Below are 15276 nucleotides of genomic sequence, written 5' to 3' on the forward strand. Positions count from 1 at the left end.
TAATCCAAAGAAACCACCTTCAAAATTGAAGGTGGTTTCTTTAGTTTACTTATTATTTACTTTAGAGTGTTTCATTTATTTGTATTAGATCGGATAGATAATAATTTAAGTGAAAATATATATATAAACGCATTCAGCGTGAAGTTTTAATTAAATAAAATTATGGTCCTAAAAAGAAGGGGATGAGTTTTTTTATAAAAAATACTCATTCTAGAACAAAACGTTAACGCATGAAAATGTAGCTTTTATTATTAATCGATTTGAAATATATCGCCCTTAATACATAATTAGCAACTAGAAACACGGCAGCTAAAAAACGTATTAATAGCTCCATTACACCAGCAATTGTTGGAATGGCTGTTTGACCAATTCCTTGTAAGGTGTAACGGAAAACAAATAACATAGACAGAACAATATAAAGAGAACCGTGGATAATAAAAAAGAATGTGACATTGACAATAGTTCTGACTGCTATACACCAACGAATATGGATGATAACTGTCTACCTCCAAAAACCATAAGTATTCCTAAAGTGATAGATATACTAATAGTAATAAAAATACATTGTTTTACACCATCAACAACCCTTTTATATTTTCTTGCTCCATATTTTTGTGCTGTAAATGTGGTCATTGCCATTTTAAATGATTGTAAGGGCTCAATAGCAATAGCGTCTATTTAACCCCTAATGCGTATGCTGCAACGGCTGTGGTTCCCATCGTATTAGTTGCAACCTGGATAATAATAACACCTAAAGCAATTATAGATGATTGAAAAGCCATAGGTAAGCCAATTTTAAGGTTTTTTAATATGGTGGATTTAGAAATTTTAAAATGAAAACGTTCAATAGAGATAATTTTAAACTTTTTTCTTATTGTTATTGTACACAGTACTGCTGATACTATTTGGGATAGCACCGTAGCCAGTGCGGCACTACGTACCCCAAGGGGTGTATAACTAATAAGGACGTAGTCCAAAATAATATTTAGTATCGAAGCGATCAGAAGGTAATAAAGCGGTGTTTTACTATCACCCAAAGCTCGAATAGTATTTGAAAAAAAATTGAACATCATAGGATCAATGATACCTACAAACATTATTTGTAAGTAATCGTAAGAATAATCCCATATATCATCAGGCGTTTGAGTTATCTCCAAAATCCAGCTATAGATTGATAAATTAAGAAGGGATAACAACCAGCACTAACCACACAAATAATCATATTATTCGCATAGTTGTTCCGTACATTTTTTTCTTCCCCAGCTCCAAAACTATGTGAAATTAGTATAGAAAGTCCCACAGTTAATCCTTGAGCTGAACCAATAATAAGGAGAATGATTCCTGCAGTACTACTAACTCCAGCAAATGTATTTACACCCAAAGTTCTACTAACAATAAAAGCATCAACCATGTTATAAATTTGTTGAAATAGGTTACCTATTAATAATGGAAGTGTAAATCTTATTATTTGTTTATATGGTTTTCCTTGAGTTAATGTATTCTCCATTGTTTAAACACTCCTTAAAAAGATATAAATATATATCTTTTTCCACCTTTTATTAGATTTTTAATTGGAGATTTAAAGAATAAAGTTTAAAGTCGACTTTAATACACGAGATTAGAATAATAACTCTAAGTGAAAAGTTAACTCTTGCATTAAAGTGAACTTTAAGAAGTATGCTAATAAAGAGATTTTTGCAGGAGGAGATTCACATGAAATCAGAAATGGAAAAATATTTGGCAGGAGAAGAATTTTGCTTTCTAGATTCAGAAATTGCAGCAATGAAAGAACAGGCAACTCAACTTTGTAAAAAGTTTAACGATATAGACACATCCAATTTAGACGAACAAAAGGTAGTAATTAAGAAATTGTTTGGATCAACTGGAGAAAATGTGTACATGCAGCCACCTTTTAATTGTGATGTTGGGACTAACATCCATGTTGGAGAAGATTTTCTTACAAATTTTAATGTTAAAATTCTTGATGTAACCTCTGTGACTATCGGGGATTATTGCATGATAGGTCCAAATAGTGTGATCTCTACGGTCAATCATCCTATGACCGCTAAGGGAAGAAGAGAGAAACTGTCAATAACAAAACCGGTTGTAATCGGAAACGATGTATGGATTGGAGCAAACTGTGTTATAAATCCAGGTGTAACGATTGGTAATAATGTAATTGTTGGAGCCGGGGCTGTTGTTACAAAAGATGTACCTGATAATAGTGTAGTTGCAGGTGTTCCTGCAAAAGTAATAAAAGAGCTTAAAGAGTAAAATGGATATAGTTGAATTGTTAATTTGTACTAGTAAAATGGTCTTCATTTAAAGGAAAGAGAAGATACTTGCTTTAAAGTCAACTTCGAAGTTTATTATTAATAATGAATTATCGTATTGATTGCTTTAATAATTTCCTAATGCAGTAAAGGAGGGGAAAAATGACTATTTACTCGATTAAAGAAGTATCAGAGATGATGGATTTGCCTACTTCAACTATTAGGTACTATGAAAAAGAGGGATTATTACCATTTGTACAAAGAGATAAAAATGGGTATCGCCTTTTTCATGAAAAAGACTTAGGTTGGTTAGATTTTATTCGATGCCTCCGCGTTACAGAAATGTCAATTTCAGACCTGAGAGAGATAATCACTCTTACAATTGAGGGAGGAGATAATTTTGATGTGAGAAGATCAATTCTCATCGAACATCGAAAGGAATTACTCAAACAACAAGAGCAGCTTGATAATGCATTTGAAAAAGTGAAAACAAAACTTGAGTACTTTGATAAGTTAGAAGAAGAATATATAGCTGTAAGTGAAAAAGATAAAGATATATTGTCTTGAATTTTTTAGTAGATTATCTATTAATTACACTGAAGATTTAAAGACACTATATAAAAAAGCGGAGAAAGAAATGAAATCAACCGAATTAACTAAATTGCATAACGGAATTATAATGCCTTGGATAGGTCTTGGAGTCTTTCAGATGGAAGGAAAAACTGGGGAAAAAAAGATGCTGTCCTCTCTGCACTAGAAGTCGGTTATCGAAGTATCGATACAGCATCCTATTACTTTAATGAAGAAGCTGTAGGAGAAGCACTTCAAGAGACACCTGTCCCAAGACAAGATTTTTTTTATTACCACTAAGGTGTGGAACAACGAGCAAGGCTATGAAGAAACTTTAGAGGCTTTTGACAGGAGTATGAAAAAGTTAGGTCTAGAGTATTTAGATCTTAACCTTATTCATTGGCCTGTACCTAATAAATATAAAGATACCTGGCGAGCAATGGAAAAGCTCTAATAGGAGAGCATGCCTCTATTTGAATTTGTTTTTCTTGACAATACTTCCGTAATTCAAAGCGACCTAACTTGGGATGCAATTCTACATGGTTAACTATCGGTTTAATTTGAGCTACTTGAAGCAAATCATCTAAATGGTGCTCCGTAAAATTACTGACGGGATATGTACTGGAAAATGGTGCTGGACCAGGAAAATACTCAATGGAGCTTGCTAAGAAGTTAAGGAATCTTGGCTAGACACAACGACTGCTCATGGAAAGATGCTGTTTACTATTTTTGCAGGTATTGCCCAATTTGAACGCGACTTAACGTCAGAGCGGACTAAAGAAGGAATTCTTGCAGCCAGAAAACGTGGCAAGTACCCTGGAAGACCGAAAGCAGATAACGAGAAAATACAATACGCATTATATCTTATTGATCAGGGCCACACCCAAACAGATGCTGCTGAAAAAGCAGGCATCTCGCGTATGACTTTGTACAGAAAAATCCAGGAAGAACATACAAAATAATCGTATATTATAATAGTAGAAACTCGTCACTAATTTAGATTTTACAATGCAATGACAAATATTAATTTTGTTGTACTTTAAGCTTAAAGCGTGAGTTTATAATATCTAGGAAAGAGCAGTGAGGACTGCTCTTTTTAAGGTTGAAGATCTGAATTTACTGAAGTAATTAAAATCATGTTTACTGATAAAAAGCAATATGGTTTAGTAAAGAAGGAATTTAAGATTACCTATTGAAATTGTAAGTTATTCCAGAAAAGGGCAGGATTGTTGAATAAAAATTAATAAAATACAGTGGAGGACTAGTAAAATGTTTGGTTTACTTAATATTGGAAGCCTCTTGTTTGGGCTAATGGCGTGGATACTCCCTATTGTTAATCTAACGCGACATAAAAAACGGGAAAATGAAAATTGGGCAACCCTATCCACTATAAGCATCAGTGCGTGTAGTATTTCTCTATGTTTTCAAATTTTTTATACCTATCATAAAGTAACGGTTGAGGATTGGGGTGCACTTTTAGACACGATGTATGCTACTGTGTTCGTTTCAGCAGCACTTCTCATCGTCACCATCATATTAAATGTCTTTACTTTGATTGTTTATCGAGGCAAAGCAGCAAATTAATACTGGTTCAATTTTTAACTATCATCAATTGGTTGCGATTACAGCATTAGTTATCGCTCCTTGCTTACTCAAGAAATAGGCAGGTTAGTTGAAGACTCAGTTTCGAGATAACTCAGAAAAAAGCACTCTATATTGATGCATTTTTCCTCTCAAAGTTTGTTGGCGTACTAGGCTTTAAGACGCTTGTTCCAGTACCTTTTTAGTAAATGACATAAAGTAGTTCAGGATTAGACCACTTAAGCAAACGATTAATAAAGTTCCAATGCCAATTGGTCCTTTAAAAATCACGGCCATTATTAAAAATATTAGGTAAATAATTGATCTCGAAAAAAACATATTTGTTCTAGTTAATTCATGGATAATTAACGTCAATCGGTCAACCGGAATTGGTGCAAAATTTGTGTGTAGATATATTGCAGTACCCAATCCTATAACAATTAAGCCGAATCCAAAGTAAACAACTTTGCTGTACAATAGCTCGGGTGTGTGCAAAGTTTCTAATAAAAAGAGCCACACATCGATACTAATCCCCGTTATAAATGCTGTTAACAACCCCAAAACTTCTGGTTTTTGTCTTTTTAAAAGCGAATTACAGCCTATTAATATCAAAGCAATGATTATTTCCCAAGTACCTACCGTAAAACCCACGTGGATAGTCAGTCCTACCAAAAGGGCGTCAAAAGGGGAAGTCCCAAGATCAGATTGTATCGTGAAAGAAATGCCGAGAGTTAATAGCAAGATTCCTAATACATAAAAGAAAAGTTTCACATTAATCTACCTCTCTATCTTTTTTGTTGCAAATACAACAAAATTAAGTTAGATTAAGTATACGATAATAAATGTTGCATTTGCAATAAAAATGCTAGGGGGTCAATATGAAGGAAATCCTACGTGAAATTGGAATAATAGCGAGGGCGTTAGATTCAATAAGTAATATAGAATTCAAAGAATATGACCTCACAAGAGGACAGTATCTATATCTTGTGAGAATCTGTGAAAGTCCGGGCATCATTCAAGAGAAAGTAGCTGAGCTAATAAAAGTTGATCGTACCACTGCAGCCCGTTCAATTAAGAAACTTGAAATGAATGGCTTTATTGTGAAGAAAGAAGACGAACATAACAAAAAAATTAAAAGGCTTTACCCAACCGGGAAAGGAAAAAAGATTTTTCCTTTTATTAAAAGAGAAAATGACCATTCCAATACCGTCGCCTTAGAGGGGTTATCCGAAGAAGGAATAGAAAGCCTTTTCGACCTTCTTCAAAGAGTAAGGAGAAATATAGAAAAAGACTGGGAATTTGTTAAAAAAGGAAACAAGAGAAGTTATTGAATATAGAGAGGAGCGAAAGGTTTAAATGAATATTAAGATGACCAAATGTACAGTGGGAGATTCACGAAAACTTCAGGAACTAGGTTACGAAACATTTAAGGAGACGTTTGAGGATCAGAATTCTCCAGAAAATATGAAGGCTTACTTGGAAGCAGCTTTTAACATAAAGCAGGTGGAAAATGAGTTATCTAATCCTTCATCGCATTTCTTTTTTGTTTCTATAAATGAGGAGATCGCTGGATATTTAAAGGTTAATACTGGGGATGCCCAGTCTGAAGAAATGGATGATGACTCCCTAGAGATCGAACGGATTTATATTATTAATAAATTTCAAAAGAATGGACTTGGTAAGTACCTGTTCAATAAAGCTATGGATGTTGCTATGGAACAGAATAAAAAGAAAATCTGGCTGGGCGTATGGGAAAAAAATGAAAATGCCATTTCTTTCTATAAGAATTTGGGTTTTGTTCAAACGGGAGCGCACTCTTTTTATATGGGGGACGAAGAACAAACGGACTTAATAATGGTTAAAAGACTCCAATAATAATTAACGAGGTGAATGAGCATGTATATTCCAAAGCATTTTAAAGTCACAGACTTCGTTGAAATCAAAGACTTCATTCAGAGAAACTCTTTTGGAACGATCGTAACGACAGAAGAAGGAAAACCTATAGCGACTCATTTACCTTTGGAGTTACATAAACAAGGGGATGACTATTATCTCACTGGACATTTCGCTTCTGCCAATCCACAGTGGAAAACTTTCGGCGATGATCCTGTTCTTGTGATGTATCAAGGCCCTCATGCTTATATTTCATCCTCGTGGTACAAGTCTGAAAATGTGCCCACATGGAATTATCAGGCAGTCCATGTATATGGAACGGCTAGTATTATGAGTGAACAAGAATTGCATGAAGACCTGAAGGCTCTATTGCAAAAGTATGAACAACACCGTGAAAATGCAGCGTTATGGGAGAAGTTCTCTCCAAAAACCAAAGATCAAACTAAAGGCATTATTGGATTTAAAGTAAAAGTGCTAAAAGTTCAAGCAGCCTATAAATTGAGTCAAAACCGAAGTGAAGAAGACTATGACAACATTATCGATAAACTTCGTAAGGAAAAAGATTTAAACTCTCAACAATTAGCTGAAGTGATGAACGATAGAAAAATGAACTGATCCATTCTCTTTATATCCTTTATGAAAGATGTTTTTATCTTGAATTCGAGTCTTAAACAAACGAGGGCGATTGCAGCATAGGGATCGCCTTTTAATCTTATGGAGCATCCATATAAAGAATATGAAAACACAGAACTTTGGAATTTGATTTCAAAAGGATTAGATGAATTGTCCGAGAACCAGGACTTCCAAGAATTGACTAGAAGAGAATACATCGTCGGTTACCTATGTAAAATCATTAAACAAGACAGTTAATTCCTTTTCAGCAATCGGGGGCTTTTCTGGAATATCCTTGTAGCGTGGATGCTACAGAAGGTCTTCAACAAACAGGTGAATTTCCAGAATAAGGATGCGCGCTTGTTTTGCATAAAAAGGGCCATTTGTTTTGCATGAAAAGGGTTATTTTCTTGAATAAGAGAAGGTATTAATCGTAAGTAAATCGAAGATAAGCAGAAGATGTTATTTAGTTGAGTATTAAGACATACTACTCAACATTAAGGAGGAAATCGATTATGAGCGACTCACAGACATTACGAGGACTAACCACAGTTAGTTTTTGGACAGATGATCTAGCAGCAGCAAAGAAGTGGTACGCCGAGCTATTGGGCATTGAACCATACTTCGAACGTCCAGGATATGCCGAGTTTCGCCTCGGCGATTACCAGCACGAATTGGGCCTGATCGATAGCAGCTACGCGCCCGATGGTTCAGCGACCGGCCCGGCCGGTGCTGTAGTGTACTGGCACGTCGACGATGTAACAGCAACTTTCAAGAAGTTGCTGTCTATGGGTGCGAAAGAGTACGAGGCACCCACAGAGCGCGGCGAGGGGTTCATCACTGCTTCCGTGGTCGATCCCTTTGGTAACATCCTAGGCATTATGTACAATCAACACTATTTGGAGGTTCTGGGTTCGACCAGAAAAGCGTGACCCTTTTCGTCGGCATTCACAGTTCACCGTGGCTTGGAAAGTACTGTGGGGCGTAGCAATTATTTGTGCAGTGGCTTTCTCGATTTATGTTATATAGAAATGGGAAATCGGCCTTTTTCTTAATTATATGATGGATACCTCAAGAATACATATTAAATGGCGAACAACTGAATACGACTAATATAGGCTACGTTAACCTGTCTTAGATGACAGAGAGCCAGAGTTTCGAGGGTCAAGCTCGTTTGTTTTCAATGTACGTTTCACAAAAAAAGTGAACATTAGTAATGAAAACAAGACTGACACTGCACTAGCCGTGAACAATACTTGATAACTTGAGTATTGGGAAATCCAACCTAACATGATCGCACCTAATCCAATTCCAAGGTCGGCACCAGTAGAAAAAGAAGCATTGGCTACACCTGTACGTTCTAGGCTAACAAGACGGATGGTTGCTGCTTGAAGAGCAGGTTGTGCGGAACCGAAACCAATACCATACATAACGGCCGAAATGATCACTCCGAATAAATTGGTTGAGAGGCTCAAAACAATTAAAGAAGAAATGGTAATCACCATTGCAGGTATTATCACAAACGCCTCACCATATCTGTCGGAAAGTTTCCCAGCAAGGGGGCGGATTAGGACAAGGGTGGCTGCATAAACCAAAAAGAATGTCCCTGAATTAACCTTAATTGAGTCGGCAAACAGTGGTATAAAGCTAGTAATACCACCATAAGCAATAAACAGCAAAAAGACGGATACCGTAACGGGAAAGACTGCTTTTTCGAACAGTTCAATTTTCCTTTTATCGGTTTGAGGCGTAAAAGTCGTTTTTGAACCGAACGTTAAGACTAGTGCTAAGGCTGTTAGGATAACTGCAATTAGAAATAGAGAATGGTACGACAAATTTTGAGTAACCCATAGACCGAACATGGGACCGATTGCCATAGCTAACGTCATAGCCATCCCAGACCATCCCATACCCTCTCCGCGACGGGTGGACGGAATCAAATCTGTAACCGCGGTGATGATGGCGGTCGTAGAGACGGCCCAGGTCATCCCGTGCAGGATTCTTAGTGCCATTAAAACCACAATTCCGCCAATCCAATTGTACATGTACATGGCGACAGCAAAGAATAGGAGTCCCCAGATGATAAAGGGACGTCTACCAAAACGGTCTAGGAGTCCGCCAACAAATGGTCGAAAAATAACAGAAGACAGCATAAATGCTCCCATTGCTAGACCTATTTGAGATTCACTTCCACCTCTCTCTTTAATAAACAGTGGTAGAGTTGGATACAGCATATAAAATGCAGTGAATAAGAAAAACATCCCTATAACCATAAGGATAAATGACTTCGTCCATAGGCGTTCCAAATCGCTTTCCTCCTTTGGTATGACTAAATCTTCTTGTAAAAAAACCAATCTACCTACCATGTAGAATTGGGTTTTGTTCTAAATATATCGAAATTAACTATGACCTACTATTCGATGCGGTACATATGGCTCTTCAAAGAATGCAATCTCTTCAGGTGAAAGCTTTACTGATAAAGCACCTACAGCATCCTCAAGATGTGATATTTTCGTTGCCCCGATAATTGGAGCTGTTACTGTCTCTTTCTGTAATAACCAAGCAAGTGCAATGTGTGTGCGAGGAACACCGTGTTTTTCTGCAATAGATGCTACTCGTTCAACTACTAATCGGTCGGCATCGGCAGTCGCATCGTATTTTGATTTTTGAATTTGATCGGTCTCAGAACGATGTGTGTTTACCGACCAGTCCCGTGTTAGTCTCCCTGAAGCAAGAGGGCTATATGGAGTGACACCAATTTTCTCATCCTTACAAAGCGGTAACATTTCTCGTTCCTCTTCACGGTAGATTAGGTTTAAGTGATTCTGCATAGACACGAACTTCGTCCAACCATTTTTTTCTGCAACATGTAATGCCTTCTGGAACTGCCAAGCGAACATCGCAGATGCACCAATGTATCTAGCTTTTCCTGACTTCACTACTTCATGCAAGGCTTCCATTGTCTCTTCAATAGGGGTATTGTAATCCCAGCGATGGATGATATAAAGGTCTACATAATCTGTTTCCAACCTCTTAAGACTTTTATCGATTTCACTCATAATTGCTTTTCGGGAAAGACCAGATCCGTTTGGACCTTCATGCATTTGTCCGTGTACTTTAGTTGCTATTATAACTTCATCTCGATGCGCATAATCTTTCAAAGCTCGTCCAAGATATTCCTCGCTTGTACCAAGTGAGTACACATTTGCTGTATCAAAAAAATTAATCCCTAACTCTAGGGCTTTTTTTATTACGGGACGAGAGTCCTCTTCGTTCAGTACCCATTGGTGAAGCCATTTGTTAGCGTCGCCAAAACCCATACATCCAAGACAAAATCGAGATACGTCTAAGCCTGTATTACCAAGTTTCACATACTCCATTTGATTGTTCCTCTCTTTTGTTTATTTGCCACGTTTATCGTGGACTATTTACAGTTAATTATGTCATAAATAATAAAGAAACCTTTATCACATTACTATCAAGTTTTTGCCTAATCCTCTCAAGACCTCTTACTCATTCAATGAATATTAGATATAATAAACCGAAGATGAAGAAAAAGGAGAATAAGTTATGTCTGAGAAAACCAATAAACAGCAATATGAACTTGCTAATCTTATTGAGTGCTTTTCAAAACAGGACGGTGTTCACCCTACGCCTATTCCATCTTTATTTCTCATCCGTGAATCCATTATTACTGAACCCATTTCTAGAGTTAACGAGCCGTCTTTTTGCATGATCCTCCAAGGAGAGAAGGAGATATTATTGGGAGAGGAACGCTTTTTGTACGGTCCTGGTAATTATGTTGTGGCATCCGTTGACTTGCCAGTTACAGGACAAGTGATCAAAGCCTCAACAAAATCTCCCTATCTAGCTCTCAAACTTGAATTTACACCGAGCCAAGTTTTAGAAGTATTAAATGAAACAGATATTCAATTTGGACAGGGAAAGAACACTAAACTAGCTATGTTTGTTAGCGAAGTAGAACCTTCTTTGTTGGATGCAGTACTAAGACTAGCTTTTTTATTAGAAAATCAGAAGCATATCCCCGTTCTTGCTCCATTATTTAAGAAAGAAATTATCTATTGGATTTTACAAGGTCCACATGGCGAAGCGCTTGAACAAATGGCATTAGAAGGTAGCAATACCTCTAGAATAAGAGAGGTTATAGACCATATCATCAATAATTATGAAGAGTCTTTTCGAATTGAAAAGCTTGCCGAAATAGCGAGTATGAGTGTTTCATCGCTACACCGACATTTTAAAGAGGTAACGGCAATGAGTCCCATTCAGTTTCAAAAACAACTGAGATTGCAGGAAGCTAGGCGCTTGTTATTAGCAGAGTCAACAGATGTAGCTGATGTCGCATTCAAGGTGGGGTACGAAAGTCAATCGCAATTCAGTCGAGAATATTCCCGAATGTTTGGCTTTCCACCTAAAGTAGATATAAACCGAATTAGAGAGAACTATGTTTAAATGAAGAAAGACTACAGATTGTGAAAGGTTGTACTAAAGTAAAGGGTACTTTTCTTCATAAGGATCTTCAGCAATCGGGCGCTTTAATGAAATAAAGAATTGAAGTTTGTCCTTATTAAATTAGAACTAATACTTCGTTAATGGGAGACATAAATATGATGTGGGGATTACCTTTCCTTATTGCGGCTGTACCTGGCTCAATAGCAATATTGCTTACTTGGTGGCTCAAAAAGAGGAACGTTTCTTTATTTTTAAGACTATTACCAAGTGTTTTAATAATTTGTATAGCACTTGGGATGTTTTATATTGGATATGTAAATATTTGAGGTTTTGAAGGGGCAGCTTATGGAATCTAGCAATAAGCCTACTTGAAGAAGGGTTTATCCTGAAAATATCTGAAGGGAGATGATAATATGAGTGGCGATGGATCAATTTTGAGCGTAGTATTCTTGAGTCTATTAGTTTTAAATATCTTAGCTATAACTTTATACAAGAAAGAAAAAATGCCTTTATGGGGGTCTGGTTTAATTATTGGAATTCTAGGACCAATAATTGCTTTTATATCGGGATCTGTTTTTGTAAAGGTTGACCACAGTATGGGTGGAGACGGTGTAGGAGCAGCTTTTGGAGCTGCTTTCATAGGTATAGTCATCGTGTGTAATGGAATAATCTATTTCATTATCGGTATCATTTCCGTGATTAAGAATTTCATTAGACAACGTAATTTAAACGAGTGAAGATAGAAAAACATGGAGAGCAAATTTAATATCCATATTTAATACTCCTTGTCTTTTATAAGAAAAGTTTTTCAATTATCGGGGGCGATTGCTAAAGAAAGCTTCGTTTAATTTCATACCATAATATTGGGAAAAGCAATGCTATTCCGGTGCTTTTTCGATTACTAATCTATATACAGTTCTCTATGTCTTTTACGTTTTATAATCCTAAAGAGAATTCATTAGTATCAATTAAAAAACACTCCTTTAAAGAAAGAGCATCCGATTTATATCATTCTTTGACCTCTTTATTATAGTTATATTGAAGGTATCTTTTCCTTCTAACAATTCTTAACGGCTCAGGAAATGACTACTTTCCCAATAGAAAGGAAGATTCTCAAAACAGTGAAGTTAATGGTGTTTCTTTACAATAGATTTATGTTAGCACTATGTGTTATTAACAAATCTTTGTTACTCCGAAAATAGGAAAAGTCATTTTTAATTTTTTTACTACATTGACTTTCTATTTTTTTTATTTTATAGTAAACCATATGGTTAACTATAAATCAGAAAATGATCTTAGCCAAATATTTTCAGTATTATCAGACCCGACGAGAAGAGCGATCATCAAAGAGCTGTCTAAAAGTGAGAAAACCGTTAAGAAGATGGCAGAGCCGTTTGATATGTCACTTCCGGCATTCATTAAGCATCTTAAGGTCCTTGAAAATGCGGGACTAGTCTCATTTAGAAAGGTGGGTAAATACAAATATTATCATTTGGAGCCTAAAGGAATTGATTTTGCTATGAAGTGGCTTAACGACTTAAGCTCGTTCTGGAATTCTCAGTTAACAAGCTTAGAAAAATATCTATTGGAAAGTGAAAAAGAAGAGGGAGGAAACGAAACATGATAACCATGAATAGCACACATGATTTTACACTGAAGTTAAACCATACGTATCCTGTGAAAAGAGAAAGAGTATTCAATGCTTGGACGAAACCGGAAGAGCTTGAAAAATGGTGGGGCCCAGAAGCGTTTAGAACGACGATTGAAGAGATGAACGTAGAAGTAAACGGAACCTATAAGTTCAATATGCACTCTCCAGACGGAGGAATTCACAAATTAGCCGGTCATTATGTTGAGATCGTCAAAAATGAAAAATTAGTGTTCACTTGGAAATGGGTAAACGATGGTGAAGAATTCCCATCAACAACCGTAACCATAGAATTTTTGGAACAAGGTGACTCCACGGAAGTAGTTGTTACGCATACCGATCTTCCAAGTGAAGAAGCTGCTAACAATCATAACCATGGATGGACAAGTTCATTGGAAGGAAGCTTTAGAAAATATATCTTTAAATGAATAGATGGATTTAAAAAAATTTATCGATTCTATATGGAGGATTATCATGTCAGAACAAAATTACGCTAATCACCGCAGATACCATCCGCCGTTTCATTATTTTTTACCTGTAATATTATTGGCTATGTTAGTAGCAAACATCTTTTACGTTATAAGTGAGGGAATTACCCTTCCTGTTATTCTTATGTTGCTTACATTTGTGTATATCATTACAATTAACTTTTTTGTAATCAGAAATTACCCATTAAAAGCTCAAGACAGAGCAATCAGAGCGGAAGAAAATTTTCGTCACTATGTGTTAACAGGACAACCGTTGGATTCAAAGATAACACTTCATCAAATTATTGCACTGCGTTTTGCAAGTGACGCCGAATTCGTTGCCCTTTGCAAAAAAGCAGTATTGGAAAATTTAAGCCCAAATGATATTAAAAAAGAGATAAAAGATTGGAAAGGCGATTATTTCAGAGCTTAAATAATGCCTTGTCTTGATTCCAAACATATCGGAGTAATTAAAAAAAAGATATTCATTGAAAAAGAGGGAGTGTACTAGATGGTAAACATGCCACATCAAATAACGATTAACGCAACTACCGAAGAAGTATACAATGCAATCACGACAACTGAAGGATTTAAAGGCTGGTGGACTACTGATGCGAAAGCTGAACCACAGGAAGGAACCATCGCTGAATTCGGATTTTACAATCGCCAAGCAGTCTTCCTCATGCATATCGACCGACTCGAAAAAGACAAGCTAGTAGAATGGTCAGCTCAGCATGATATGCCAGCATGGAAAGGCACAAAAATCCGATTCGAACTTACTGTTAATGATAACGGAGCGACCGTTGTGAATTTCAACCATTCAGGATTTCAATCAATTGATGTTCCATATGCAATGATTAATACTACTTGGGGTGCTCTCATGTACATTTTGAAACAGTACGTGGAAGGTAAAAATCCTGGTGCATGGCATCAAACCTGAGGACGAAATCGTTGGTTAAACACCAAAAATTAGGTTTGTAAGATCGTTACCTCAAAAAAACCGAAGTGCTTATAGAGAACTGTAATAAACAAGCCATCATCAATTCATATTGATGATGGCTTGTTGTCTGTTTAAAGTATTTAGATAACACTCTTTTCATTGTACTAGCCAATGACCGTTGTTGCTGATCTTTTATGAAAGTTTTTATAAATAATCGGAAAGGTGTTACAGCTGTTTAAGATTGATGTTACCATCCCTCCGATGACTACAATATCTTGTATACTTAACGTTACTGTATCTGCACTATACGAGAAAATAAGTAGTGATAGCGTAATGACTGTTGCAGATACGGTCATTAGGATCGGTCTATTCTTTGGAAGGCTAATCCTATATACATAGAACCTAATTTTAGACTAAATAGTTACTATTGGAGAATCTTTAGATTCTCCTATTTGTATCTTAGAACTAATAATAATCCTTATTTTTACATAAAACATATGATTTTTTATACACAAATGGTAAAAATATACTTAATTTATTGAAGGATATAAGTAAAATGTTAAATAAAACATTTGAACAAATTTAGTTAGATATAGACAAACTCATATATATTTCCCGAAACACTAATGTATATAACAAACGGATGATTTAAATGATCCAAAACCAATTATCAAAGATGCTTAATAAGATTTTTTATTAATGTGACCTATTAGAAGCAGTGTTAAGAGCTTGCATGAGATGTAAGCTCTTAACACTGCTTCTTTATTTGCTTTTAACCGTGTCAACAAGTCTTCCTTTTGGATATTCAATTGCATTTGC

At 36.1% G+C, this 15276-nt stretch carries 19 protein-coding genes and 2 pseudogenes; 15 read left to right on the forward strand and 6 right to left on the reverse strand.

Features of this window, described 5'->3' with window-relative positions; genetic code table 11:
- Window positions 1-471: 471 nt before the first annotated feature.
- The 3 genes from ABEQ24_RS16855 to ABEQ24_RS16865 are packed head-to-tail and all read right to left on the reverse strand — an operon-like array spanning window position 472 to window position 1507.
- Window positions 472-678 carry an MATE family efflux transporter gene (locus tag ABEQ24_RS16855; protein WP_430007962.1) on the reverse strand — a complete coding sequence of 69 codons (207 nt, stop codon included), beginning with the start codon at window positions 676-678 and terminating at the stop codon, window positions 472-474.
- Window positions 675-1157, reverse strand: a complete 483-nt coding sequence (locus ABEQ24_RS16860; protein WP_430007874.1) for a polysaccharide biosynthesis C-terminal domain-containing protein — start codon at window positions 1155-1157, stop codon at window positions 675-677. The genes ABEQ24_RS16855 and ABEQ24_RS16860 overlap by 4 nt, the downstream gene beginning before the upstream one ends.
- Window positions 1148-1507 (reverse strand): MATE family efflux transporter, encoded by a 360-nt coding sequence (locus tag ABEQ24_RS16865; protein WP_430007875.1) that lies wholly within the window; start codon window positions 1505-1507, stop codon window positions 1148-1150. The genes ABEQ24_RS16860 and ABEQ24_RS16865 overlap by 10 nt, the downstream gene beginning before the upstream one ends.
- A gap of 206 nt (window positions 1508-1713) precedes the next feature.
- On the opposite strand from ABEQ24_RS16865, the gene ABEQ24_RS16870 reads away from it, so the two are divergent.
- The 5 genes and pseudogenes from ABEQ24_RS16870 to ABEQ24_RS16890 all read left to right on the forward strand — a co-directional run bounded on the left by ABEQ24_RS16870 (window position 1714) and on the right by ABEQ24_RS16890 (window position 4427).
- Window positions 1714-2274 (forward strand): sugar O-acetyltransferase, encoded by a 561-nt coding sequence (locus tag ABEQ24_RS16870; RefSeq protein WP_430007876.1) that lies wholly within the window; start codon window positions 1714-1716, stop codon window positions 2272-2274.
- Between the two features lie 161 nt (window positions 2275-2435).
- Window positions 2436-2840, forward strand: coding sequence for a MerR family transcriptional regulator (locus ABEQ24_RS16875; RefSeq protein WP_430007877.1), 405 nt, complete (start codon window positions 2436-2438; stop codon window positions 2838-2840).
- A 70-nt stretch (window positions 2841-2910) separates the two neighbouring features.
- Window positions 2911-3294 (forward strand): annotated as a pseudogene (locus tag ABEQ24_RS16880) (aldo/keto reductase); the annotation flags it as partial.
- A 220-nt stretch (window positions 3295-3514) separates the two neighbouring features.
- A pseudogene (locus ABEQ24_RS16885) lies at window positions 3515-3805 on the forward strand (recombinase family protein); the annotation flags it as partial.
- A 307-nt stretch (window positions 3806-4112) separates the two neighbouring features.
- Window positions 4113-4427 (forward strand): hypothetical protein, encoded by a 315-nt coding sequence (locus ABEQ24_RS16890; protein ID WP_430007878.1) that lies wholly within the window; start codon window positions 4113-4115, stop codon window positions 4425-4427.
- 174 nt (window positions 4428-4601) lie between these two features.
- Here the strand turns inward: ABEQ24_RS16890 and ABEQ24_RS16895 are convergent, their stop codons facing one another.
- Window positions 4602-5195, reverse strand: coding sequence for a YczE/YyaS/YitT family protein (locus ABEQ24_RS16895; protein WP_430007879.1), 594 nt, complete (start codon window positions 5193-5195; stop codon window positions 4602-4604).
- A 107-nt stretch (window positions 5196-5302) separates the two neighbouring features.
- Between ABEQ24_RS16895 and ABEQ24_RS16900 the strand changes: the two genes are divergently transcribed.
- The 4 genes from ABEQ24_RS16900 to ABEQ24_RS16915 all read left to right on the forward strand — a co-directional run bounded on the left by ABEQ24_RS16900 (window position 5303) and on the right by ABEQ24_RS16915 (window position 7861).
- On the forward strand, window positions 5303-5755 hold the full coding sequence (locus tag ABEQ24_RS16900) for a MarR family winged helix-turn-helix transcriptional regulator (RefSeq protein ID WP_430007880.1): 453 nt from the start codon (window positions 5303-5305) through the stop codon (window positions 5753-5755).
- Window positions 5756-5780: 25 nt separating this feature from the next.
- Complete coding sequence (locus ABEQ24_RS16905; RefSeq protein WP_430007881.1) at window positions 5781-6299, forward strand: GNAT family N-acetyltransferase; 519 nt, start codon at window positions 5781-5783, stop codon at window positions 6297-6299.
- A gap of 21 nt (window positions 6300-6320) precedes the next feature.
- Window positions 6321-6932 (forward strand): FMN-binding negative transcriptional regulator, encoded by a 612-nt coding sequence (locus ABEQ24_RS16910; protein ID WP_430007882.1) that lies wholly within the window; start codon window positions 6321-6323, stop codon window positions 6930-6932.
- A gap of 512 nt (window positions 6933-7444) precedes the next feature.
- On the forward strand, window positions 7445-7861 hold the full coding sequence (locus ABEQ24_RS16915; protein ID WP_430007883.1) for a VOC family protein: 417 nt from the start codon (window positions 7445-7447) through the stop codon (window positions 7859-7861).
- Window positions 7862-8053: 192 nt separating this feature from the next.
- Here ABEQ24_RS16915 and ABEQ24_RS16920 read toward each other — a convergent pair whose 3' ends face one another.
- Together ABEQ24_RS16920 and ABEQ24_RS16925 are read right to left on the reverse strand one after the other, a co-directional pair.
- Window positions 8054-9235 (reverse strand): MFS transporter, encoded by a 1182-nt coding sequence (locus tag ABEQ24_RS16920; RefSeq protein WP_430007884.1) that lies wholly within the window; start codon window positions 9233-9235, stop codon window positions 8054-8056.
- A gap of 93 nt (window positions 9236-9328) precedes the next feature.
- A complete protein-coding gene (locus ABEQ24_RS16925) occupies window positions 9329-10309 on the reverse strand; it encodes an aldo/keto reductase (RefSeq protein ID WP_430007885.1) in 981 nt (326 codons plus the stop codon).
- A gap of 190 nt (window positions 10310-10499) precedes the next feature.
- Here ABEQ24_RS16925 and ABEQ24_RS16930 point away from each other — a divergent pair, with 190 nt between their 5' ends.
- The 6 genes from ABEQ24_RS16930 to ABEQ24_RS16955 all read left to right on the forward strand — a co-directional run bounded on the left by ABEQ24_RS16930 (window position 10500) and on the right by ABEQ24_RS16955 (window position 14457).
- The gene (locus ABEQ24_RS16930) at window positions 10500-11402 is read left to right on the forward strand and encodes an AraC family transcriptional regulator N-terminal domain-containing protein (protein WP_430007886.1); all 903 of its coding nucleotides are present in this window, start codon (window positions 10500-10502) and stop codon (window positions 11400-11402) included.
- 413 nt (window positions 11403-11815) lie between these two features.
- Window positions 11816-12139, forward strand: coding sequence for an ABC transporter permease (locus ABEQ24_RS16935; RefSeq protein ID WP_430007887.1), 324 nt, complete (start codon window positions 11816-11818; stop codon window positions 12137-12139).
- A 530-nt stretch (window positions 12140-12669) separates the two neighbouring features.
- Complete coding sequence (locus tag ABEQ24_RS16940) at window positions 12670-13026, forward strand: ArsR/SmtB family transcription factor (RefSeq protein WP_430007888.1); 357 nt, start codon at window positions 12670-12672, stop codon at window positions 13024-13026.
- Window positions 13023-13478 carry an SRPBCC family protein gene (locus ABEQ24_RS16945; RefSeq protein WP_430007889.1) on the forward strand — a complete coding sequence of 152 codons (456 nt, stop codon included), beginning with the start codon at window positions 13023-13025 and terminating at the stop codon, window positions 13476-13478. Before ABEQ24_RS16940 ends, ABEQ24_RS16945 begins: the two co-directional genes overlap by 4 nt.
- A gap of 46 nt (window positions 13479-13524) precedes the next feature.
- Window positions 13525-13950: a DUF6526 family protein gene (locus tag ABEQ24_RS16950; RefSeq protein ID WP_430007890.1), complete on the forward strand. Its 426-nt coding sequence runs from the start codon at window positions 13525-13527 to the stop codon at window positions 13948-13950.
- A 78-nt stretch (window positions 13951-14028) separates the two neighbouring features.
- Window positions 14029-14457 (forward strand): SRPBCC family protein, encoded by a 429-nt coding sequence (locus tag ABEQ24_RS16955; protein WP_430007891.1) that lies wholly within the window; start codon window positions 14029-14031, stop codon window positions 14455-14457.
- Window positions 14458-15276 lie beyond the last annotated feature (819 nt).

The organism is Metabacillus idriensis (assembly GCF_050483325.1).
In the GTDB taxonomy this organism is placed as follows: Bacteria; Bacillota; Bacilli; order Bacillales; family Bacillaceae; genus Bacillus_P; species Bacillus_P idriensis_A.

Bases quoted from the DNA above. Each gene is read 5' to 3' on its own strand.
- ABEQ24_RS16865 (WP_430007875.1), bottom strand. From the start codon at position 1,507: ATGGAGAATACATTAACTCAAGGAAAACCATATAAACAAATAATAAGA.
- ABEQ24_RS16870 (WP_430007876.1), top strand. From the start codon at position 1,714: ATGAAATCAGAAATGGAAAAATATTTGGCAGGAGAAGAATTTTGCTTT.
- ABEQ24_RS16875 (WP_430007877.1), top strand. From the start codon at position 2,436: ATGACTATTTACTCGATTAAAGAAGTATCAGAGATGATGGATTTGCCT.
- ABEQ24_RS16890 (WP_430007878.1), top strand. From the start codon at position 4,113: ATGTTTGGTTTACTTAATATTGGAAGCCTCTTGTTTGGGCTAATGGCG.
- ABEQ24_RS16900 (WP_430007880.1), top strand. From the start codon at position 5,303: ATGAAGGAAATCCTACGTGAAATTGGAATAATAGCGAGGGCGTTAGAT.
- ABEQ24_RS16905 (WP_430007881.1), top strand. From the start codon at position 5,781: ATGAATATTAAGATGACCAAATGTACAGTGGGAGATTCACGAAAACTT.
- ABEQ24_RS16910 (WP_430007882.1), top strand. From the start codon at position 6,321: ATGTATATTCCAAAGCATTTTAAAGTCACAGACTTCGTTGAAATCAAA.
- ABEQ24_RS16915 (WP_430007883.1), top strand. From the start codon at position 7,445: ATGAGCGACTCACAGACATTACGAGGACTAACCACAGTTAGTTTTTGG.
- ABEQ24_RS16925 (WP_430007885.1), bottom strand. From the start codon at position 10,309: ATGGAGTATGTGAAACTTGGTAATACAGGCTTAGACGTATCTCGATTT.
- ABEQ24_RS16930 (WP_430007886.1), top strand. From the start codon at position 10,500: ATGTCTGAGAAAACCAATAAACAGCAATATGAACTTGCTAATCTTATT.
- ABEQ24_RS16935 (WP_430007887.1), top strand. From the start codon at position 11,816: ATGAGTGGCGATGGATCAATTTTGAGCGTAGTATTCTTGAGTCTATTA.
- ABEQ24_RS16940 (WP_430007888.1), top strand. From the start codon at position 12,670: ATGGTTAACTATAAATCAGAAAATGATCTTAGCCAAATATTTTCAGTA.
- ABEQ24_RS16945 (WP_430007889.1), top strand. From the start codon at position 13,023: ATGATAACCATGAATAGCACACATGATTTTACACTGAAGTTAAACCAT.
- ABEQ24_RS16950 (WP_430007890.1), top strand. From the start codon at position 13,525: ATGTCAGAACAAAATTACGCTAATCACCGCAGATACCATCCGCCGTTT.
- ABEQ24_RS16955 (WP_430007891.1), top strand. From the start codon at position 14,029: ATGGTAAACATGCCACATCAAATAACGATTAACGCAACTACCGAAGAA.